We start from the raw sequence: 24607 nt of genomic DNA, 5'->3' as shown, positions 1-24607 counted from the left end.
AAAATTGGCGGAAATGTCGATTGTTCTCCCAAGCATGGGCGAAGCGCGAAATATCTCAACTGCAAAGCGAGCCTACTAAAAAACAACTGAAAGCCATCAAATCTCAACAAGATGCTTGGCATAATTTACTGTTACAATCCCTGCCTTTAGACACGTACAGCAAGCTCGCAGGAGAAGACTATGACGGAGACTCTAAATGCTTCGCGAAGGCTTCAGATTGGCCTTATACGGCTCTAAATCTTATAGAATCTCAAACTCCGCAAAACGCTCACCCACCTACTCCCAAATTACCAAAAGTTTCCTTTGACGTACCGGGTAAACCCAATAAAACACTGCCTGAAATTGCCCTATTTATGGCAAATAAATGGACAGAGATTGCCAATTCTGCTGTCAAATGTACTGCATCTGTTGAATCAGAAGTAGTAGCAGTGCAGAGTACATTCAGCGCCCAGCAGAAAGAAGATTACATTCGCGATGTTTCTAATCAATTTAAACAAAAGCTAAACAATAATTACACGGCTAAACCCGAAAAAAACATACCGGACACGCTTATATCAACTGTCAGAGAGCTAGCCAACATACACAGTTCCTCAACCCATCCGACAATGGCTTCTTTAATCTCAGCCGACGCTAGTCAAATCGAGCGGGATGTCCTAGACTGCAAGCTATGCTGCGAAGATAAACTTCTGTTTCGCATTCCGCCGGAACAAGTTAAAACTGGCCTTGAAACCTATAGAAAATTTCTGCGGTTTCAGATAACGCCACAACTGTTACTGCAAAATCAAATAGCTGTAGATTCTAAAAAAAGTGCTACTCCAGCCGACGAAATTACGATCGGCCAGTACAGAAATCTGTGCCACCGAAATCCCAATTACTTGCAAGATAAAAAATTGCCCGACATATACTTAGAAGGAAAAGTCATAGAACCCAATGGCTACAGCTTAAAAGAATCGATAATACAATCTCTCAACCCTTTATTACAAGCATCGGAACTCGAAGCGCGACCATTTTACCAATTTCGCAACCTATTTCCAGAAGCAGAACCAGGAGAGAAATACTATTACACACCAGAACAGTATAATACTTGCAGGGAAACAAAAGCTGCTTTTGACTCTCTTTTCAACTCTGCCGTTGCAGCTAAACTACGGTTGCAGACTGAAAAGGGCCCTTATTTAACTGCACAAACAGAAACTGGGATTAGTGTAGAAATTACCAATGTTGCCTTAAGCAAATACCCGGAACGTTTCAAAAACCGATCGTCGTTGGAAATCCTGCTAGTTACCAATGAAAACTACGGTGGATCTACTTCAAACAGCCACAAAACTTGTGTTTTAGGAAAAACAAAAGACTCAGAAGGCTCTGATAAATGGGTTAAACTCGGCACGCTCAGCGAAAGCAGCAGAAAGCTACTCGATATCCCCGGAAAAATTGAAGGAACGAAGTATTTTCGACTGCAAAATGTCAAAGTAGTACAAGCTTTAACTGAAACTGACTGTAATTTAATTTTCAAACAAGCAGCGGAAATACCAGATAGTTTTCAAAGTGAGTGCAGTTTGAAAGGTGAAACTAATGCTATGGCTGCTGCTACTTGGCACTTGTGTTGTGCACCAGAACTCAACCATGATAGCAGAAAAAAAACGCAAAATTTTGTTTTTGCTACTTGGACTTCTCAAATTGTCGATCGACTCAACGAACTTCAATTTAAGGAACTAACTATCGGCGAGTTAAATAGTGCAGACATCAAAATAAATAACTGCATCGAAAATGCTGAAATCAGAATTGATGCTGCCCAAACCGAAAATGGCGAAAACTCCCAAATTCACAATCGTAAAAATGCTGAAATTAGAACGGACGCGACAACAACCGACGAGCGCGAAAACTACCCAACTCACAATCTTAAAAATGCTGAAATTAAAACGGACGCGACAACAATCAACGAGGGTAATAACTCCCCAACTCACAATCGTAAAAATGCTGAAATTAGAACGGACGCGACAACAATCAACGAGCGCAACAATTCCCAAACTCACCATCGTAAAAATACTGAAATTAAAACGGACGCGACAGCAGCCGACGAGCGTGAAAACTACACAACTCAGGGTAAAAAAACCTTGCAAATAATGAAAGACGGTAGGTACATCACAGCGGGTACTGTCTCTGAAAATTCGGCGCAGTTACCAGTTGGAACTACTGCCCGCGCTAAGCTAATTCCTGCGATCGCAAAAACGGCTGAACTGCACGTAACTGGTTTGGACGATCGAATTAAAGTCGGTAAGGTTGCAGAATGCGAATTTGGCGGACAAAGTTCTCTATTAGACCGAGAATACACTATTACAATCCAAGCGCTCAATAAACCTAAATATTTACTTGAAACATCTGGTAAAGTTATCGGCGAACTCGACGAAACCTCAATAGAATCGCTCAGTAAAAATAATTGCCTGCACAACAATTTTTCTTTCACCGCCGAACTGACTACTTACGGAATAAGTAACGGCACGTATACAGTGGCAAAAAGCAGAACAGGTAATATTCTATGTGCTAGAAAACAAAATCTTATTGGCTATTATAAAGATTTGCGCTTTCAAGGAACAATGGCGGAAGTTTCAGTAAATATTCAACAAAAGCCTGAAATTTGTGCCGCAGTTACTACTGAATGCGGATTAAAAGTCTTGGGGGTGTTTACACCCAACCAGAAAGAATCTAAAATAGCCCTAATGAAAGCCTTCTACAACCAACAGCAAGGGAAAAGCGACGAAATGTTGAAAAAAGAATTCGACGCAGGGAAACTAACAGGACTTTCTTTTAAGGCATACATAAAATTTAATTCTACTACTCTTATAGCTTCTATAGATCCAAATTCTATACAGTATCCTATTAGATGGTTAAAAGAAAAAGAAGTTAATAATGAAATAGTTAACAACACAGTCAATAGTCAAGCAGTCAATAATCAGGCAGTCAATAATCAAACAGTCAATAATCAAACAGTCAATAATCAGGCAGTCAATAATCAAACAGTCAATAATCAAACAGTCAATAATCAGGCAGTCAATAATCAAACAGTCAATAATCAGGCAGTCAATAATCAAACAGTCAATAATCAAGCAGTCAATAGTCAAACAGTCAATAATCAAACAGTCAATAATCAGGCAGTCAATAGTCAAACAGTCAATAATCAGGCAGTCAATAGTCAAATACCAAACTATCAAACACTGAATAATGCAGAAAGACTCGCCGTGGCACAGCAAATAATACAAAACATGAACTCACCTCCTACTTTATTTTATGAATTCAAAAAACCAACTTTGATCAATGGAAAAATAACAGAGCAATCTGTGCTAGGGATTGCTGTTAGCTTGAGAAAATCCGAAACGGCACGCAAGTTTTTTAAAGATTACAAAATACAGCATTCCGAGATAAATCCGTTAGATGCGTCTGTTACAGAAGAAACTCGCCGGGGGTATGCAGTTTTTCATCTAAACCCCGAAAATCTACTGCCTCAAATAATGTCATCTCTATCTAAGCAATTTGGTTCGCCAATTGCCAAAGATTTATCTACCGATAGTCCGTATTTCCAAAAGCTCAGAGAATCTCCACCACTTCCGAATAGGGCATCTTTACTGCTATACAAATTCTATGGTATTAAAGACACTGAAAATGATCTCGCTACTTCAGAGCCTCAAAAAATGCTACAACAAAGTACAGACAATTCACCGCTCATACCTGCTTGGGAAAAAAACCTAATTGCTGCGGCCGTGCAAGCTGCAACCGACAACAATTATAGCCCCAGAACTCCCTTTATCCAAAATACTTTATTAGCTACTTACTGCAAAGAAACTGAAAGTCTTACCGTAATTCGAGCTAGAGATAATTCTACAATCTATTCGCGGGAATTGGGAAAAAATGCAGCAATAATTAACTTGTCAGAAGAGCAGAAGCAATTCCTAGAATCCTACAAAATTACGGCTAAAAATCAGGAAAAACAACTTTAGCAGGGAGCGAAGCGCTCAGAGTAAATAACTGTAACAAAGCAGCTATAGCAGTCCTAAATCATTATCAAGACAACGAACGTAAATGTGCTTTACCCAAAATCCATCAGTACACTTGTACATAGACAATCATTTAGGATTGCTATAGATGACCGCGTAACCATCAATATGGTCAATACTGATGTACCTCATGCGGTTTTCAACCGTTGTATTCATTCTTGTTTGCCCCAAGTCACCGTCAGCCAGAGGTCTTCCATTAAGTTTGTGTTGAAACTCAATTTTAGATTAAGCCTAAATTTATCGGGCAATTGTGGCAGAGAAATGTTTGTCAACGCAGCGAACGCTTGTGAAGAGGTTTTACCGTCTGGTTTCTGAGTAATGACCTCTACTTCACTGCTACTGGGATTTTGGGGGACAATTCCCGTGGAGGTTTTGGTGTGAACCAGAATCTGCTCGATCGTACCCAATCTGCCTTTGCTCCAGTAAGGGAAGTGTTCTTGTCCAATCTCTAATTTTATTTCTGCCTTGGTTGTAGCACCTTCAATCTTAACGCTCTTGAATTTTGCCCATCCTGTGGGGAATTCATGTCGCATAGAAAACAGGCGCACTGAGCCAATAGTTTGAGCGGCATTGATTTGGTTTTTGAGATGTTCGATCGCCCCGTTTTTCAGCAATTGTCCCCCTTCACGGGCAGTGTAGCGCAGATGCAGGATGATATCGGAGATAGTGTTGTAGTCGAATTGTAGGGGATCTTGATTACTGGGATTGGCAGGAAGTTGTAACTGCCACTCACTAACTACTCCCGAACCTTCAAAAGGCAAATAGCGATCGTCCCGCAGATTAGTTTCAAACAAGCCACTATCATTTTGCCCGCTGCTAGTGACGATCGATTGCAAACTACCAAAGTAATCGCTGAAACGAGTATCTTCAGCATCGACACGGGCATAGTCATCACCAAGTAATGCGCTCTTACGAATGCTACTCTTCGTTAGGGTCAACGTGCAGTTCACACTGGTATATGGCCCCGTGACACAGGGAATGCTCACAGCCACATTCTTGATGCGCCGGAAATAATGTCCCGGACAATCCATATCAAACAGTTCTTCAGGGAGAGTAACTGTACAGCGTCCTGTTGTGCGAAGTTTTAGCAACTCTAATGGATTGACTTGCAGTAAGCTAACGTGTTTTGTGAGTTCATATTCACGCTGGTTGAGGTCATGATATGCCATTTCCATGCGCTTGATATCCAGGTAGAGTTTTTCACCTGCTAACAAGCCTTCTTTACCGGAAAGATAACCGAATTGGAGGAAGCTTAATTCGGGTTTGCCCAATTCATGTTGAAGAGCGCGTTCGGCTTTTTTGGCAGTATCAAAGGCAAATTGAAAGCACTGTCCGTACAATCCTTTGACTTCGCGTTTCATCCAAGTGTAGAAAGCTTGAGTGCTGACTTTCTTGTGTTTTTTACCCCCAATCTGTGTTTCTTCGCCTTTGAGAAACTGTTGGATTTCTTCAGTATTTTTAATTTGGGTTTGATGATTTTTCCATTCACGTTCGGCGATCGCTTCTCGAATCTGTGCGGCTCGAAGTTGTTTTAAAGTTTGAGTGATTTCGCCGGCGATCGTATTACTTTGGAATGCCCATTCCTGCTCGCGGCGGGCATAGGAACCGATTTTTGCCGATCTGCTTGCTCCATAGGTCTTCCTATCTGCATTAGTTTTGTCGAAGCTAGATAAATAACTAACGTGGGCTGAGAGATTAGACCCGCCGAAGGAAATCGATCCGCCCGGTCCGAAAGGTTGAAAATGTGCTCCAAAGTTTGGGATGGTCGCCAATCCTCCAGCAATCTTATCAAGCATGGCAGCAGATTCTTGCTTGTCTCGAGCTTCTTTCAGGGCAGCCATCTCCTCCACTTCGTGACTACTGACAATCTTGCCGCCAGATTCATTTAAGTCTTGAGCAATATCGACATCGATCGGGCGCAATCCTAAAGCTGATTCTCCCTGCTGGAATTTCATTTTCAGCAGGTTATCTTTATCTAGAGCATCCAGTTGAGGAATCTGAATTTCATTATCTTTTTTGCCTAACTGGCGTTCGTAGTAGATATAGCGTTGGGCAGCATTCATTAGCGATTGTTCTAAACCTTCGCGGGTTTTGATGGCTTCTTGCCATTGCGCGTATTTAACACTTTCTGCTATTCCTAGAATCAGCCGATCGTGGGTAGCGCGCAGCATGGCGATCGCCTCGTTATCTTCTTTTTCGATCGCCGACAGCAAGTTATTTCCCAATGACTTTACTTCCTGGCAAATTTCTGTCGCTTTTTGCGCCAGCACTTGGAAGCGAACCAGCGGTAAAGGTTGATTGATACCGCTAATCACGGCACCGACATCTAAGCCTGCTGCTGTTGCTCTTGCCAATAGTGCTGGATCGATCGGCGGTTCAAACAAAGGTAATTGTCGGAAAATTCCTTGAATGTTAAGACTATTGCGAATTTTAAATAGGCGATCGGCGACAGTATCCCAATAGCTAAGTAGCTTATCGTTGCGGGGAATACAAAAATAAAGTGCTTTGCCAATTCCCTTCAACATAATGGATTGGTCGCTGTTACTCGCAGCAGTGGGATGAGGAGTCAGATCGAAGGGAATATCAGTTTCAATTTCGCGCAGAGCATTGCCAAATTCATCCAAATCCGCACGGAGATTGGCATAGGTTTGGGGGCGAACCGATCCCTTTTTCGGAACTACCTGCGGACGTGTTCCTAAAAGATTTGCAGCTAAAACGTAGAGCATCGTAGCTTCATTAATGCTCTCACCTGTATCTTGGCGAAACAAGCTGTCACCCCAATCAATTAGATTATCTAAATACGCCATTACTGTCTTAAACATATAGGCTGAATGACGGTAACGGGCTACAATATGGGGGCGAAAAGGGTTTTCCTTCAAGTTGTTGATACTATTAACTGTATCTTCTTGAAGTTTGGGATCTGCACCACTAGCAAGATTAACCAGAATTTCCTCAATCAGTTTGACATCTGTGTACTGAAATGGTTTTACTTTCCAGAATCGTTCTGGCGTAGGGCCATCACTATCGTCCGTGGGATCGAAGATGTAATGAAACCAGCGTTGGGATTCTTCAAAGCGTTGGTTTTTGCTTAAATGAATTGCGATCGTAATTGGTACATGATAAAACAGTTCCCAATTATAAACTGAGTAAGCTCCACTGGAGGTGAAATCTAAATCCTTGACGGGATGCGGCTGCTGAACCAGATCGGAGGGATTATAAGATGAAAAAATTTTCTGATATAACTTGGGAATTGGTTTTCCCCGTAATGCTTCGTTGGGATGGGTAGCAGGAAATGTTTGGAACGAACCATCATCATTTTGTAAATACTCGGTGTCAGTTGCCTGCAATCCGGATACCGATTTAGCAATCAGCCTTTGTACCAGTTCTGCGACGTAGGGGTGAAAATGCGAGTAAAACTGGTAGCTCAGTTTTCGTTCTTGAATAGTGGTGTGTTTGCGAGTAACCTCTGTCGTCCAACCAAGTTCGCTATTATATCCTAAATAAGGACGAACTTTAGCATCGTAGTAACCGTGGAATTGGCTTAATTCTGTGGGTTTCATATTGTGAATCTCCTCGTTTAGCGGTTCATAAAGCGATCGCGCATTCTGGAATTAATATTCTGGATATTCAAGTTTGCGCTCAGGTTTTCTAACAAAGCTGAATTTAATCCACTACTGTCAATCACATTGAGTGAAATATTGGGGTCGATCGAGGCTAGTTCACCTTCAGGTTGAGCGTTGGCGTAGCCTCTCCCTTGAAGAATTGCCCCACTCATGCCTCTGATATTGCCGATCGCAGGTAGTGTTGCGCGATCGACTCTTCCCGTCTGTCCGATTAAGGTTTCACCAAATTGAAGAACAGTGCTAAAATTGATTACCCAATCTTGCTTCTGTTGAGACTGAAATTTGGCGATCGGGTCAATTGGATCGGTAAGTTGCAAGGGTTTGCGAGGTACTACGGATTCGACAGGAATCTGCTTCCACCAGTCGTCATCAAATTTCGTTGCTGGTTTTGGTTTAGCTACAACCCATCCTTGATAGCGCTCGATCGTTGTTTCAGTTAAGGTGGGTTCAACAAAGAATGTGTGCAGGTTATCTTGATAGAAAAATGGACTGACGAGCGCTCCGATTTCAGCCGTCGGCAGTTGATTTTGGTTACTGGGCATCAGGAGTGAAAAATTGCCACTTTTCTGAAGAATGTCTTTGGTTGATGGAGTTGCCTTCCGTTGCCGACTATTCACGGTTTCAATGCGTTCCACAAAACTGACTTGTAGTGAGCCTGAACTTTGATGAAGAGTGGCTCTTTTTTCCATTTTTGAATACGGCAATTGTTGAGGAAGGTGTGTTTCCATAATTTCTGGTTGACTATTCTTACTGGCTACTCGGAATGCTTTCGTGCTAATCGGCTCAGGAGGAGGAGCAAAGCCCTCTCCAGCAGCAATCCATTTAAAAAACTCCTTACTATCAAGGCTGATTCTTACAGCACGTTCTTCACCAGATTCGTATTCTTTGGTAACGTAAATAAAAGTTTGTTGGCTGGTAAAACTATTGCCTACACTAACACTTATTGAATTACCAAAACCTCCTGACTCGCGAGTCGTCCATTTGCCCTGAAAGTATTCGCTCCAATTCAATTGGACTTCCACCTGTCGTTGGAGGGCCTGATTTGATGCTGCCACAATCTTGTTAAAGCTAGCACTGGCAAGTTTCTCATTGCCAGCAGTTCCTGCACCACTAGAATTTGCGCTTGCTTTCTCCAAAAACGTTACCCAAAATAGGTGCAGCCGATCGCGCCATACCACCGCAACAAGATGATCGCCCTCAATTTCGGTAGTGACAGGCTCCCAAGGTGTCCACATCTGGTGCGCATAGCGACGGTAAAAGTATTTGTGAGGCAGGCTGTAGGTGCGCCCAATTACGTGCAGGGTATTGGATGCTGGATCGAGAGGTTTCTCCTCTAAGTACATGGTTACGATTTCTAGCCGAGCCAATTCTTCCAGTTTTTTCAAGTAGTTGAAAAAGGCATCTTCGGCTAAGTCGTTTGAGATGTCGCTTTGCAGTAATGTGCCTTCAAGTTCCTCGAAAAGATGGGTTTTATCGTCGCGAAATTCTGGTTCTAGCCAGTTTTCTGGATAAAGAAAGATTTTACGATTGGCTTCCCAGACGCGATATCGTTTCATCCACTGCCAGTGTTTGGAATTGATGGCGGTGGGCTGTATTTGCGGTTCTAGATTGAGCAGACAACGCTGGATAAATAGCTGCACCGAGGAAATTGCTAACCGGATGCGCGACGTTTGCACGATAGGTTCCATGCCGGGATCGATCAGGAAATACTCGAACAATTGCTCTAGCCGATCGAATCCATGTCGGGGCATAATATATGCCACTAATGCGTCGCGTTGGCTTTGGCGTAATTTATCGAAAATGGGTTGAGCAATCTGTTGCCAGGTTTCTGTCTCGTATCGTGATTTAACAGCATTTCTTAAGTCACGGGCGATCGCAAAGTCGGGAGATGGAGTTGCCCAACGGGCGATCGATCCTACCGGAATACCAATTTTTTCAACCATTTGTAGCACTTCCCACAACCGCCCAATGCCTTTTTTTTGAGCAAAATTGGGAGACTCAATTTGTAATTCATCTCCTACTATCGAGGACTGAACTGCGAACTCTAAATGCTCAGAAACTGCCTTGACGATCGCTTTTTCTCGTCGTGTCAGTTCGGCAATGTGTTTGTAAAGGCGATCGAGATGAGCCGTTTTGGTAAGATCTGGATCGGCAGATCCAGGATAGCGACGGCGGGCATTCTCGAACAGAGTGATTAAATCGTCTGTGACAATGGCTAAATCGTACTTCAACTGAGCATAGTCAGCGAGACGGAGGAATTGGTGGAATAGGGCAGTGGCGATCGCGGGCGAGTTATCATTTATGCGAGTGGGTAGTTGACTGAGATTCAGATTGTAAAAGTCGGCTGGATGTGTCAGCAAGTAGCGTATTTCTCGATCGCTAAATCCAAAACCCTGAATCAGTTGGAATATTTTTGTGATTAGGGTATGGGCGCGGTGGATGCGATCGACAACTGTTTGGGGATAGAGTGTCAACTGCTTCAGACTATCTTTTGGTAAAGTCTCGCCTTGAATTAGCAGGGTAGCATTACCACCGTTAAGATTGCGGATATCTAGGGTAAATTGATAAAGTATGCCCGGTTTGAGTTCTGTGAATTGACTTATTTCTTTTTGATTAGCTTCTGTTGCTTTGCCTCTCAGCAGTGGATCGGGTAAGTGAGCCAAACGTAATTCGGCTTCACCATTTAGCTCATCAAAGACAACAAAGAAACGATAATCTCCCGCAGTCGGAACCTCAAAATAGCCTTCTAATCGAGCACTGTTTGTACCAGTTGGCTTGGCAGTAGTATCGGCAGCAGAGATGAGTTTCGTTGTGGGTGTACCCGTTTCATCATTTGAAGTAAAAAACGATGCACTAATGCCCGATAAACCTGCTGTCGTAAACCGATCTAGCAGTGGCTTGCTAGAGTCTGTTGGATCTGTCAGTAACTCAGTATTAGTCAGTAATGCTTCAGTGAGATTGAGGTCGGCATTCAAATTAGTGCTAAGGGTTTGCACAACAAACTGACGAATCAGCTTTGTTTGAAGGAAAGGGAAAAATGTATGTACTAATTTTTCCCGTTTTCGTCGCATCGGCTTTTGCTTTTCGGCATCGGTTAGCGTATCGGAAATCGGGGTGAATAATAAATCAAAGTCACCTGGATCTTGCAGAAAACCAGCAAACTGTTTGTTAAAAAATTCCTTTGCTGTTGCTGTTGCTTTGATTTGGACGGCATTGAGCAAATTGGCGAAGAGGGGCGATGGATTTGCCGTTGTCAGTTGTGTTTTCTTGGCATCTAGCAAAACTACTCCCCGAAAAGCCAGCCGTTGGACTTGGTGAACGGAATCGTAGGTGACGCGAATGGTAGAATCGGAAATTGCATTCGGATCGAGTTTGTTCGCAGGTAAGACCTTCTCTTGGCTTAGCACTTCATATTCGATCGTACCTGTCCACATTGCCATAAATGTTTCTGTGACATCGGCTGGCAGCACAAAAGCTAGCTTTTGCCGCAACAGATCATCTGTGACGCTAATAGCATCAGCAGGAATAGCGTTTTCGGCATGGATGCGACTGATTTCAGTTGCGAGTGTTTTGACTAAACCCAGAACGACATCTGAATTAACGCGATATTTGCCAACTGGATCGAAGTTATGGCGCAATAGATAATCCAAATCTTCGGGTTTGAATCCACTCTGCTTAACTTTCTCGACAATCTCAATAAACTTGATAGTTTGAGTAAAAGGATAATCATCATCAATGATGGTGAGTCCATCAGTTTTCAGCGGTTTCAAGGGATCGAGTCCTGATATTTTTTTGAGTGCGATCGAATCGCTAATCGATAGCTTCAGGGCTTTTGCTAGTAGTCGATAGCGATACAGCAGAGAAACATTCTCCAGCGATAGTGCTGCGGTTTCAAGAGTTCTATCGGTGGCATTAAGAATGCGGCTGATATCCTCTGCGGTAAGATTCAGTGCGCCTTGTAGAGCGGGCAAGTGAGCTTTAAGCAAAATGCTATAATTAGACAAATAATTACCTAACGGAGCGTCAAATATTGGATCGTTTTTGAGAATGCTAGGCTTGAGGAAAAGTTGGGCATAAAGCGAGTTATTACCTGTTGTTGATAGATTCGACCAAAGTGTCAGTAATTGGATGCGACTGTTTTTACCAAAATTGAGGCGATCGCTAATTACTTTCAGGTGTGCTAGATAAACCAATGCAGTTTTGAGTGCCGCACCGATATTCATTCCGGTTAATGGCAGTATTGTCGCGGGAATAAAAACTTGCAAGGCGCGATCGAGTTCGGCGATCGTCCACCCCAGTTTTCGCCACAATCGCACGAATAGATTTAACTTCAGAAATACCAAATCGTCGGCTGGATTTTCATTGGCATAACGGGGAGTTGTTAAATCAAAATTACAGCTAGCATTCGGATCGAATAGTACCAAAATTTGGTTAAATTTACCATCATTCCAAGCATTATCCAGCCAAGTTTCCGCATTAAAACCAGAGCTAGCAAACTTTGCAGTCAGTTTTTGCAGTCGCTGTTGAAAAACTGCTAGTTCGTCTGAAGTTAAAGCTGAATAACCTGCTTGACCTTTATAGCGCAGAACATCGTCGATATCGATACCCGAATCGTTGGTATCGAGTCGCAGTTTCCGCAGGATAACCAATTGTTCCAGTTCGGGATTGACAAACTCAGTCCGCACTAGATCGACCAATTCTTTATAGCTGACTCCCAATCGCCTCGACAGGGATTTAGCTGAGTTTAAATCGAGCCGCTGACCATTTTCATCTTCAGCTACGACGGTGGCATCATTTGCAGTCGCGTAGCCATATAATTCATACCATTTGAGAACATCGAAATTGGTAAAAATGCCGTACTCGGAGGGCGAAATACTTAAAGATTCTGCCCAAATTGCATTGCGATAATAGGGTTTAGGTTCAGTTGTTGGCGGGAAGAGTTCATCTGTCGGACGCAAAACTTCCAGAACTTCGGCAAGAGGGGTTTCAAAGTAGTTAAAAAATCGGCGGACGGTTTCTAGCCAAAGATCGAAGGGGAGAGTAAGTGGGTATTTAGCCTCTTGAAGTTTGGTATAAGCTGCCGCCAAGACATTTTGTGGCTCAGCTAAGAGTTCGGGTGTAGTTGCTAAACCTGTATCGTGTCCGCTATCTGCCGCTAGCCGATCGTTCGCAACGTAATATTCCAAAATCTCATTCACAACATCAATGTAAGGTAAAACGGTCTGGGTATTCTCGCAAGTTAGGGGTAAGTTTGGCAGATCTGGACGACGTTCAATGAGAACTTCGTAAGGAGTTTTTTCAGTATTGGGATCGCGTTGTCCCGGATGGTCTTTGCGCCATTTATTGAGGAAATTAGTTTGCTCGGTTGGATTCTTAAATGGATAGGCTGCGGTTCCGTGCTTTGCTTTCCAATCTTTGAGAAAGTTTTGCCAGACTAAAGTTTCAGGATTTCGAGACTTATTTAAATCGACTTTATAATCGAGGAAATCTAAGAGATCGACAAAGTAAGCTGCGGGACTGAGTACAGAACGGCAGTGTTCGCAGTCACAAAAATCAAGCGATCCGAATAGGTTTTCCATTGTGGGATAGTGCTTAATCAGCTCATTCTTGGCAGCTTCGCGGATCTTAATAGACGGCGAGGTGACATGAGTGGATGGTGCGCGATCGAGTTGCTTGGCTGCTGTAAAAAAGTTGAAGGTGACGGTAGTGACTTGCTCGGCTTTGCGATACACCAATCGCGCTTCGTCTAGAGAAGGGAAAAATTTGCCGAAGCGATCGATAAATTTTTCAGAAGGGAACGCCACAACATCCTGGGCTGAGGTAAACTCCTGTTCCAGCAAAACTTTGAGAGCTTCATCTGTGGGAGAAATCTGATACAAACGCTGTACTAATTTAGTACCTTCGATCGCATTTTGGATCTGACTGGGTTCAATACCATTTAAGACTGTTGTTTTATTTTGCTTGATGAATGCCGCGATCGGGGTTCTGCCTAGCTCAAAACCGATCGATTGAGCATTTTGCAGAAATTGGCGGACGGGGGCTTTGAGTTCGCTGTGTTGAATTCCCAGCCGCAACTCATCTTTTTCGATCGCGCGATGGATAACTTTGGTAGGAAAAGAAAGTCGCACTTTCCGAGCCAGATCGGCAGCATAAGCATCCAATCGATCGCCAATCTTCTCACCTGCATAAATTGGGGGAATGAGAGTTTGCAAGATTTCATCTTTATTGTCCGCCAAATCTATCAAACGAGATTTCCAAGTATCTGCCAGATAAAAGTCTTTATCTACTAATTCTGATATCCGATCGAGCGACGGAATTTCCTTTTGCAGCTTTTGAGCGAGACTAACATTATTGAGAGTGAGATAGGCAAATTTTCCCTGTAATTTGAGACTATTTATTTTCGCATCAGCAATACCACTTTCCTTAGCTTTATCCCAGAGTTCGGCTCCCTGATACTTAAAATGGAGGTCGGCAAAAATCGTTTTTTCTTGAATTCGATCGGTATCAACCAAACCAGTTCGATCGAGGAATTCTCCCATACTGGATACAGCCCCCGGCGCGATTTCTGTCCGACGATTTTGATGGGCAAAAGTATCAAAAGTAGCTTTTACGCCAGCCACTTGTGGATCTGTCAGACTGACAATTCCCGCTTCCCGCGCTTTAGCGATCGCCTGTTGGATAACTTGTCCACTCACCTGCGCCAGTTGATCTTTGTCGGTTGGCAATCCAACTCGAAACATGGCATAAAGAGCATCCTGGGGAATGCCTGTCTCAGCACTGAGTTTGACAGCGGAGGATGCCAGGGCAATCAAACGAGCATCCCATCCAGTTGCCTGGTGCAGTAAGGTAAGGTCTTGGCGATCGCCATTTTCCTGAGCGCTTCCCAATTGCTGTAAACTGTCAATCTGTTGGCTGAGATCGCGGGTGAGGCGTTGATACTCCGCAGCTAATGGCTGGACAGCAGTAGGCGCAACCAGGTTCAAAACCTCGTTTTTGCTGGCATTTCGCTTGGTATCAGATAGAGAGATTTCTTTGCCCTGAGCATCGATCGCCCGGATTTCCAGATTCACTGCTTTACCATTAACTTGGTAGGGCAGGGCATAGAAGCCTCGATTGTCTGTTTTGACTTCGCCCAGAGAAACTTCTTGACCGCCAAAACCTCGGTTGTAGAGCTTCAGAGTTACGCCCTCAGCGGGTAAGCCATGCTCGAAGACGATCCGTCCTTCAAGGCGATGGGTGAGCACGTTGAGGGCTGCGATCGCCCGTTCTAACGCGACTTTTGAGGCATCATCAAAAACACCCGTGCGATCGAGTTTGTAGTTGGTTTGCAGTTGGATTAGAGCATCGCGGGTTCCCACTCCAAATACTTGCTCGTTGAGTTCATTCTCAGGAATCGTAAAGTTGAGTTGACTCAGACTGGTTTGCAGTGCTTTGACTTCAGCACCGCGATCGTTGAGAGTGAGGAATTTATTAGGATTGCGATCGCCTCCTAAGTTTCCCAGCTTGGAATCAATGCTATTCAATTTGCTGGTGTGATCCCCCAATTTGGAGTCAATACTGCCCAATCGAGTCGTTTGTTCGCCAAGTTTAGAATCAATGCTGCCTAATTGATTATTTTGATTACTGAGATTACCTTCGATTTTGCCAAGTTGACCACCATGTTGAGTCAGTTGGTTGTCAATGCTGCCTAATCGTTCAGTGTTACCGGCGATCGCATCAAGTTTTTTGTTAATTTCTGGCAATAGTTCATCGGAAATATCAGAAAAAGCACCCAGTTCTCTCAATACTTTATTGAGTGTTTCTGCGGTGGCTTGGTCAACGCCCTCTATTTGAGGTTGGACTCCTGTCTGTTCCCAAAAGCGTTTGAGTAACTGATAAGTGGCGTTGTCTGAAAAGAATTGGCGCTGTTGTTCTTCGAGCAAAATTGTTTCGAGTTTTTGTTGCTCTCGTGGGTCGAGTTGAAACCATTGGCGACGCAATAGAAACAGTAAACCGTTTTGAAAATTAACGATGGCAGAACCTTTGTCGCCGAGGAGGAGAGGGAAAGTGATAGGGGACATAAGAGAGACTCCTTGGGAAATTTTAATATTGGATTAATTTGAGGTTAAAGGGCGATCGGCATCATCTTCTGGATTATCTTCTGGAAAAACAACATCTTCATACAGCAGAGAAATCGGACAGCGAAAATCAACGCTAGTTAACTCAACTTCTAGTTCTGTCTCGTTAGCGGTTGTTGCTTCAAGGGAATAAGCAGTGAGTTCCCATTTGCCTTTTTCATTGATTCGATAGCACTCTACATTCAGGCGATCGGCTTCAATCAGAATGTATTCTTTTAAAGTTTCAATTTGACGGTAATTTCTAAATTTTTGACCGCGATCGAATGCTTCTGTACCAGGAGATAGCACTTCGACAATTAAACAGGGATGATAAATAACTTTACGCGCTCTTTGGTCGAGTGGATCGCAACTCACCATCACATCTGGATAGTGAAAAGGCCCGTTTTGCCAAACTCCCACTTTTGCATCTGCCATAAAGACTTTACAACCTTTACCCCGCAGGTGATTTTTGAGTGCAGATGTAAAGTTTACGGCAATTGAGTTATGGGGCAGAATTCCCCCAGTCATAGCAAAGACTTCCCCATTGATATATTCATACTTAATGGGTTGTTGTTCTTCCCATTCCAAATACTCCTGGGGAGTCATGAATTGAGGTTGTAGTTGAGCAATCATTTGAAATTTCTCCTTCGATATTGGTATTTTGGAAATAGGAAATTAGGCGATGGCGCATTTTTCAAGCAACTCCATACCCTGTATATGGACGCTTGTAAGGTGGATGCAACCCAAGTATAATTTCTTCTTTAGCAACGCCCATTTCCAGCAATTCTTGACCGATATCGATGTCAGTTGCATTGTGCTGAAGCCAGATTTTTTCATCTTTGATATCGAAATGCAGAACGGTGTAATAAATTCGCTCTAGTCCTTTCCAACCCACTCGCATGAGTTGATAGCGATCGCGTACAGGATCGAAAAATAGCTCGTTTTCTACATCTTCGTTGCGGGATTTAAATTGACTGTGCTTTTCCAACAGGGTTTGGATGCAAGACCGATAACGCTCTAATTTATCCATTGGATGACCTCCTCGGTAATGGGTTCGTAAACAATAAGTTTGATTGGTTGGTATATCTGCACAGCACTCTAAAGTTTAATAAAAGTATTAAGTTCCAGACAGTTTCTTCCTGATTAATCGCAATAAGTCTAATTCCAAGTCTATACGGTCACGATGTTGAGCACCTACTTGTTGCCCTTCGGCACCAATGTTATCTTCTCCTAAATTTATTTGCTCAGTCTGACGATTCGGAATACTGCTTTCCAAATCGTAGGCTAGTTGCTCTAGTTCCTCTCTCGAAAGATTATTTACCAATTGTGCTCTGGCTCTGGGATCTTTTGGTATTGCCCCCTTGAGTTTCCCAAGACTACTATTTAATTTTGGAATTTCATGCGAGCCACCGCTAGTCATTAGCCTCGCATCATTTGCAAATCCGCCCCCTGCCCCACTAGCCATAGCAAGTTCAGGTTCTAGCATCGTCGCAAGGCTTTTTAGTCCTTGTTTTCCAGCCACCCGTGTTGCCTGTCCTATCTCTACTCCAAACTCACTTGCAGGTCCAGCAGCACCTATAGATAAAAGCCCCCCAGCCACCTCTCCCGCTGCTTCATAATCCTTTAAAGTACCGTTGCCTTCATAGAGACGGCTAGCAGATGCAGTGATCTCATCCCAGTGCGTAGCAACCGCATAAATAGCTATAGGTAAAAAGACTGCACCTAGAGCCAACCCAATAGTCCCCGCAGCAATTCCGGTTAGACCAGCAGCGATTCCTATTCCAACCTCAACAGCGATTCCAGTCGCTAAGCCTTTTGCAACTCCTTCTGCTACCGCCCCAACTTTTTCCCCAGTGGATGGGGATTGTGTTAACTCGCTTGGAGGCTCAGGAGGTTTGGTTTCAGACTTTGGTGTTGGAGGTGTCGGTGTTTTTGCAGAAGATACTTTGGATGCTGGCGTTGTAGACTTAGGAGCTGTAATCCGATCATCTCCAAATACAGTTACTTCACTTTTATTTTCGTCTACTGGGGTAAATTGTTTATAGCTATTTCCAACTCGATAGGTATTAAAATCTTGATCTGAGTAGACACCCTCTTTCCCCTCTACAGGAGTAATTTGAGGTTTCGTAGACTCCGTGCCAAATAAGTCAGTTAAGTTAATAGGATTATTTTGTGAATATTTATAGATATTAATTCCATCAATGATTCCCACAGGGTCGCAACTTGACCACCGACCTATCCATGTTATGTAATATCGTGCTCCATGATAAGCCAACCCCGTCTCCTCATCCCGCTCCATCCCCGTATACCGATACCGCTTCGCCGCCGCCTTAACCCCCTTATCCACCGCCTGATAAGCACTACTCCCATAGGGATAATACTCCTCATAGGAAATCACACTACCCTTATCATCCAACTCCAAACTAGCCGAACCCAAATGATTCCCAAACTGAAACCGAATCAATTGCGTCGGCGACTCATCATCGGGATTAGTCACAGTCTTCGTCTCCACCAATGCAATCCGCTGCTTATCATCCATCCCATGCAACGTCTCACGCTCTAGCTTAATGTCATTCCCATTGCTCTTAAATTCCCGGTAAAGCTCAAACCCACCCAGATAAATCCGCTCCTGCTTGCGCGTCCCATTTTGCCGCTCAGTGACTTTGCGAACCCGCTCACCACTGGCATCGTAGACATAGAACGTCGTCTCCGGCACCATGTTGGGTGGTGGCGTAGCATTCACCGCCTGCCGCGCCGTCGCACGCAACTCATCCTTGTAATTCCACTGCATCAGCGTCAAGTGCGGCATACTCGTCATGTTGCCGTGAGCATCGTAGGTGTAAGTTTCGGGCTTTACCCCCACATTCGTGATACTCAAACGATTACTCTTCTTGGCAGGTTCAATTAAACTCGCTTCGTTATAAGCATAAGCACGAGTCCAATTCCCATTCGCCGCCTGATGGATTAACTTCTCAAAATTACCAACAGCATCATAGAGATATTGTTCGGTATAATTCCGCATCGCCTGTCCCTCATTAGGATGCGGCCGATTCACGCTAAACTCGTCATTCCAGGTGGTTTCTGGCTGCCCAATCTGTCCGATATGCTCCCGTCCCGTTGCCTCAATCAGTCGGTAGATTGCATCGTAAATATAATCGCATTGTGGCAAGACAACCTGTCCCTTAAAAAAGATAGGTTGCTGGGCATCATCCCAAATGCGAGTAATATTGCCAACAGGGTCGTATGTATAAAACAAATCTTGGAATACCGCACCACCTCGCGTAGTTTTAAGATGAGTTAGACGGAAAGTTGTTTCATCGTAGGTATACTCAGTTTTTGCTCCATTCCCGTATTCAATTAGAGTGCGCTGTCCCTTCGCGTTATAGTCGATATTAGTCACAGCATGAAAATTCGCTGACTGCGGAACCAGTAATGCTATTGGTTCAGCCGTTTCTCCCAACCAAACATCCATCCGTTCCAATAAATTCGCCTCATTGTAACCAGGACTGATGATATTGAATTTCGTATTCTGCTTGCTACTATGGGGTGCAACTAACTGAATCGGTCGATTTAACGCATCATAACGGGTAGTGCTGCTAAAGATTTCAGTTTCTAAAACAGGATTGTCAGACCAATTAGGAATTTTTGTGTAATCCTTTACGAGTTGGCGCGTGCTGCTTGTCAAATTTCCCTTAAAGTCGAATTCCACATTTGTGGCTACACCAGCACTATCAAAATGTTGATAAATCCTGCCCCGATGGTTTTTGGCATCGCCTTTCCCTTCACCATAAACCGTCTTTTCAGCCAGTATTTCCGACTCAGTACCAGCCTTGACAAACAATTGAGTTGGACGCAATAACGCATCATAATTAGTCCGCAAAATGTGGCTACGACTATCCCACATCCGAATGGGCTTGCCTGCCACATTGTTGAGTATCCAGCGATCGCCCGCTTCCATACTAGACTGGTGAATACGATCGCCCAACAAGTCATAATCATATTTCATCACAATGCGTTCTAGAGCATCCGTTACCGCACGCTGATTCCGTTCGATATCCAACTCAACATGAGTGCGATATTTCTGGTCATTGCCATTAGCATCTTTTCCATTATCAGCAACGGTCAAAAATGTGCGTCCTAGCGTGTCTAAATACGCAATAGATGGAGTATCCGCGTGTTTTGATGCTTTTTGGGCTGCGCCTTTCTCCTCAATGCCTAATGCCCCGCCGATGCGCTGTTGATACCAAGTGGGCAAATAATCCGCATCGGGCAATTTCGTAAAAAACGCACTCACATCCGGATCTGTTTTAGGGTCAAAAGTCACCGTATCGTTAACATCGTAAGTTTTTTGCTGCCACGGGTCGAAAACGACTTTTTCCCAGGTATGATTCGGATGCAGCGTAGCGACAACGCGCTCAACCGGGTCATAAAACAGCGTACTGCTAACCCCATGTTTTTCAATGCCGAATTTGTGCGTAGGACTGAAAAACGGCTCAAATTGCTTGACTGGTTTACCCTTGTTGTTGTAGATTGTCGCTCCAGTACCCACCCAACGCGGATTTAGGATGGGTGAATTCGGCACACTTAAATCGAGGGGGCCGGGTTCTGCTTGCACCTTCGTCTGCGCCTCGCGTCCAAAACCATCGGAATAAACGAAACTCAATTGAACTTTAGATTGTTGTCCTGCATTTAAGTCATTAATATGAGTTTCGCGAACAATAGATGCTGCACAAACAGGAGTACGATTCAAGTCATAAATAATCCGCGTCGTTGCCGTTCCCAGATGTTGTGCTGCCAATGAAGGCGGGTCATTAGTATCAAAGAAAGCCTTAATTTCATCATCGGTGAGGTCAGCTTTAAAGTTCGCAAACGAGTCTCCTTTGTTCTCGCTTTCCTTACCCATGATGGCTGTAGCAACCACCATGCCAAAAGCATCAAACTCCGCCTGCGATCGATTACCATTTGGATCGGTAATTTGTTCCGGTTGTAGAGTGCGGTAATTGTTCCGAATTGCGATCGTATTATTGAGCGGATCGATCGCCTGAATAACAGATAAGTGATATTTGTCGTAGGTACTGGTATAAACATTACCAAACGGGTCTTTGATTTTAACAGGTAAATAGAACTGAAACGAGTCAAATGCCTGACGACCGGATGGAATCCACCAATCATTATCTTGCTGTACGTATTTTGCTTCGTTACTTAGTAGCGTATTTAACTCACTAGAGGCGATCTTACTGCTGTAAACCTGAGCCAGCAATCCCGGAGTAAATGCCAATTTAAAGCTTTCACAAGGCAATGCCAGAGAGTCAATTTGTCCCAGTGGTAACGGAATTGGATCGGTTGTATTGGCATCGCTGTTTTTGCGGTAAAGCGTTCTGACACGCTCGATTAAACGTTTTTGAACACCAGTTGTAGCGATAGTTTCGTAAGCTATTGCGATCGCACTTAACAACTGACTACGAATCGAGTCCAGTGCAAATGGAATTGTCGAAGTTAAACCAGTAATTGCGTAAGTACGTGTCTCAATTGGCACACCAATGCGATACCAATCTGGCTCACCTAGATTGTCATTTGGCTTGTTTGTTACTTGATTTTCGGTGTAGGTAATTAGAGTTTTTGCTTGTTCTGGATAAGCAGGAGAACGACGGGGATAAGCGATCGCAACTGACTTCAACCCATTGCCAAAATCATCCACTTCCAACGTCATCGCATGGGTAATCCGAGGATCTTTAGGATTGCGTTCGTAGTGATAATCGATGGTTTCGCGATCGTGCGTAAAGAACACTGCATGATGGTTTATTCCCAGCGATTGCACCAGTCGAATTTCATAATTGCGTTCTGAAATGCTGTAAGGATGTTCTTCCTGATCCGAACCATCTAGCGCGTAGATTTCTTGCCGGAGAATGCGCCCTTTTAGCGATCGCGCTGCCTCTCGTTCTTCCTCCGCCGTCAAGTGATCGGGCAAAATTGTATCTGGTAAAAGTGATGCTACAAATTCCGGGTTTGACTCATTTGGTTCTCGATAATATTCATGCTCAAACTGTTGGGAAATCCTATCACGATCGAAATAGACTCCCGTATGAAACCAAGTTTTAGTCAACACCGGGGGAACAAAAGAAGCTGCATCCAGATTAGTATCTGATTTGGTCTCTGATGTTATTTCTCCAGACTGAATCGTGCCAATCTCTTCTGTATCCCATTGTTCCACCATGCCAAAACCGCGAAATTCCCGTTCAACCCCATCGAAATAGCCGTGATGGTAGGCATAGCGGGTGACAAAACGGTTGCGGCTAATGCGATCGTAAGTTTCCACCCGTTCTACTACATGAACTGGGAATGGCAGCTTGGTAATCCAAGGTTTACCCGCCAATTTATCTTGCAAATAAAACTTGGTAGAAGGCGCATACTGCACAACAGTTTCTGCACCCAGATTATTGACTGTTTTAATTAATAAATGTGGCTTTTGTCCACCCATTAAATCGATATAACGCATCGCACAACGAGCATTTCCAGGCAATGGCGAAGACCACACCAAACAAGCCGTTCCATTTCCCAATAAGTCAACTGTCGTGACTGAAACAGTATGATCGATCGCCGGAAAACTGCTCAAAACCCGCTTTGCAGACCAACTATTGCCCGACTGATTGAAATAAACCTGTACCCCTTCCCCACTCAAATAAAGAATATCCGTGGTTCCAGAACCGTCAATATCTGCTAATAAAATCCGTCGCTGATTAAAGATATCCGGCGCATCAAACCAAGGCGAATTATCCATCGTTACCTTAGTGCTAAATCGCCCGTATCCCAAATTTGCCCAATAACAGACTTCACCATTCCGAATTCGCACGATATCCGTCAACCCATCCCCCGACATATCTGCCAGGTAAATCGACTGTGTACTGTCGGCAAATACAACGCGCGGCCCCTTTTCCTCATCCCAGGATTGGTACACCCGTTCCGCCACATCAAACCCATCTTCTGCCAGCGATGGATGCCAAACAAAACAATTATCTTCTGTAATCAGAATGTCGCTATGTCCGTCACCATTCAGGTCAATAAATTTCAAATTCTGGTTATCCCAATCTATGTTAGGTAAAGACTTGAAAACAACAAACGATTCCCAATCTTCGTTATGATTTCGTTCGTAAAAACCGGGCGTTAGACTGCGTAAAGTTACCAAATCGAGTTGCCCGTCGCCTGCTAAGTCGAGAAATTGAGCGCCATTATTTAAACCTGTTGCAGGTTTAGTAGCAACTAACTCAACTGGGGAAAATTTTGCTTTAATCTGCTTATCACCATCGATTTCGACCGTATTAACCGGGCTGAGATTGCGCTTGTAAAACCATCCATTCCCCTGTTCTGTCAAAATTCCCGATAAGCCTTCCCCATCCAGATCCACCCACTGATATCGCGTTCCATCGAGTCCTTGAGGCAAATTTTCGAGACTTTCGCGATCGACTTCCCGTACCGTTTCATTAATATGGGCTTCGCTATAAGTAAATTCTAAAGGAGGCAAGGATTTCTGAATATACCCACCTGACTGATTTCGTTTGTATCCTGTCTGTTTTACTGAGAGTAATAATGAGTAAATAGGATGGCTAACATTAGTGAGATTTTGTTCTGAAGAATAGGAATAGGTGAAATCTGTCGATCGCACTAAACAATCCTGCCCTACATTAACCTCATCTGGGAAGTGATGGAACATCAACACCCGCTGACATAATCGATAAGTCCGAACTTCAAATCCAGAACGATAAGACGAAAATGGATCGTTACGAACAGCCCAAACTTTTGAATCGTTCGGTTTTGGATTAATTAAATTGTGTTCTCCATAGTCAAATACCACCTCAAACATCCAATCCAATCGCTGACTCAAATCTTCATTGGGTTGTCGAGGAGTTTGATTCCCATATTTGATGCGTTTCAGGTGGCAATTGATCGATCGACTTTCTGGAGTCCGATTCCGTTCGTGTACCTGTGCTATAATTATTCCGGCTGAATCTTCCGATTTATATTCATAGCGAATGGTATTGCCTTTATCGTCATAACTTTCGCAGATTGACCAACTAAAAATACGGTTTGAATCGCTGGGGTCGGCAATCCGACTTTCGGCGGTTTTGCCATAAAGTGTGGTAATATTGTCTTTGGAGAGCGATCACCAATGAACTTCTCCCGAATCTAATTTTGTCCAACGTTCGATTCGAGCAAACAAGCCTTCTATTCGAGGTCGATATTGGCGAATTCGGTAGCCATCCCGCAGCGTTTCATCTACCGCGCCATCTTTGAGTACGGGTACCAAATCTTCTGCACCAGAAAGAATGAAGATATCGGACTCTTCTGCATCCCAGTAGCGCGGTAAGCCTTTATCTGTCTTGCGCGTAATTGAGGGCAGTGATAGATTCCAACCCAAACCAAATATGCCATTACCCGCACCAGAATCGTAGGATAGAGACAACTGCGGCCCAAATCCCGATCGACTGGGACTGGTAGCAATAGGTACACTCATGGAACCCGTGCCAGTCACCGGGTTAGCGGCAAATTTCTCACCCATCCCTTTAATTGCACCACCCCCTTTGGGCAATGACACAGCAGACGGTGGAGTGTAATAACTCTTGTCTGTGCCTTGATCGCTTTGTCCAAAGGAAGACGACGGCTGATGTGCAGTGGAGGATTGTTCGTTCATAAAGGACACTCGCTGGGGACAAACGGTGTATAGTTTCGGCTACCCGGACTAGAACTATTTAGTTATGAAGAAAAGCCATACGAAATGCTCAAATCGAGACTCTTCTTTAGTTTCTAATGCTTATTTCGTCGGAAATTTAAAAATGAAACAAATCGT

General features: G+C 43.8%; 6 protein-coding genes and 1 pseudogene. 1 reads left to right on the top strand and 6 read right to left on the bottom strand.

Annotation, left to right across the window (positions count from 1 at the left end; translation table 11 throughout):
* The first annotated feature begins 20 nt into the window (after positions 1-20).
* Complete coding sequence (locus JGK36_RS01315) at positions 21-3989, top strand: hypothetical protein (protein WP_293196076.1); 3969 nt, start codon at positions 21-23, stop codon at positions 3987-3989.
* A gap of 209 nt (positions 3990-4198) precedes the next feature.
* Here JGK36_RS01315 and JGK36_RS01310 read toward each other — a convergent pair whose 3' ends face one another.
* From JGK36_RS01310 to JGK36_RS01285, 6 genes and pseudogenes are all read right to left on the bottom strand, one after another.
* On the bottom strand, positions 4199-7606 hold the full coding sequence (locus JGK36_RS01310; protein WP_293196074.1) for a toxin: 3408 nt from the start codon (positions 7604-7606) through the stop codon (positions 4199-4201).
* 17 nt (positions 7607-7623) lie between these two features.
* Complete coding sequence (locus JGK36_RS01305) at positions 7624-15729, bottom strand: neuraminidase-like domain-containing protein (protein WP_293196072.1); 8106 nt, start codon at positions 15727-15729, stop codon at positions 7624-7626.
* A 33-nt stretch (positions 15730-15762) separates the two neighbouring features.
* Positions 15763-16398, bottom strand: a complete 636-nt coding sequence (locus tag JGK36_RS01300; protein WP_293196070.1) for a Uma2 family endonuclease — start codon at positions 16396-16398, stop codon at positions 15763-15765.
* A gap of 61 nt (positions 16399-16459) precedes the next feature.
* Complete coding sequence (locus JGK36_RS01295; RefSeq protein WP_293196068.1) at positions 16460-16795, bottom strand: XisI protein; 336 nt, start codon at positions 16793-16795, stop codon at positions 16460-16462.
* An 87-nt stretch (positions 16796-16882) separates the two neighbouring features.
* Positions 16883-18304, bottom strand: coding sequence for an RHS repeat-associated core domain-containing protein (locus JGK36_RS01290; protein ID WP_293196134.1), 1422 nt, complete (start codon positions 18302-18304; stop codon positions 16883-16885).
* 3102 nt (positions 18305-21406) lie between these two features.
* Positions 21407-24319: pseudogene (locus JGK36_RS01285) on the bottom strand (SpvB/TcaC N-terminal domain-containing protein); the annotation flags it as partial.
* Positions 24320-24607 lie beyond the last annotated feature (288 nt).

This window comes from Microcoleus sp. PH2017_35_SFW_U_B (assembly GCF_020737865.1).
Taxonomy (GTDB): Bacteria; Cyanobacteriota; Cyanobacteriia; order Cyanobacteriales; family Microcoleaceae; genus Microcoleus.
Note: the sequence above shows the minus strand (reverse complement) of the source record. Positions and strands in the feature narration are given on the sequence as shown.

Bases quoted from the DNA above. Each gene is read 5' to 3' on its own strand.
- JGK36_RS01310 (WP_293196074.1), bottom strand. From the start codon at position 7,606: ATGAAACCCACAGAATTAAGCCAATTCCACGGTTACTACGATGCTAAA.
- JGK36_RS01295 (WP_293196068.1), bottom strand. From the start codon at position 16,795: ATGGATAAATTAGAGCGTTATCGGTCTTGCATCCAAACCCTGTTGGAA.
- JGK36_RS01300 (WP_293196070.1), bottom strand. From the start codon at position 16,398: ATGATTGCTCAACTACAACCTCAATTCATGACTCCCCAGGAGTATTTG.
- JGK36_RS01305 (WP_293196072.1), bottom strand. From the start codon at position 15,729: ATGTCCCCTATCACTTTCCCTCTCCTCCTCGGCGACAAAGGTTCTGCC.
- JGK36_RS01290 (WP_293196134.1), bottom strand. From the start codon at position 18,304: ATGGATGATAAGCAGCGGATTGCATTGGTGGAGACGAAGACTGTGACT.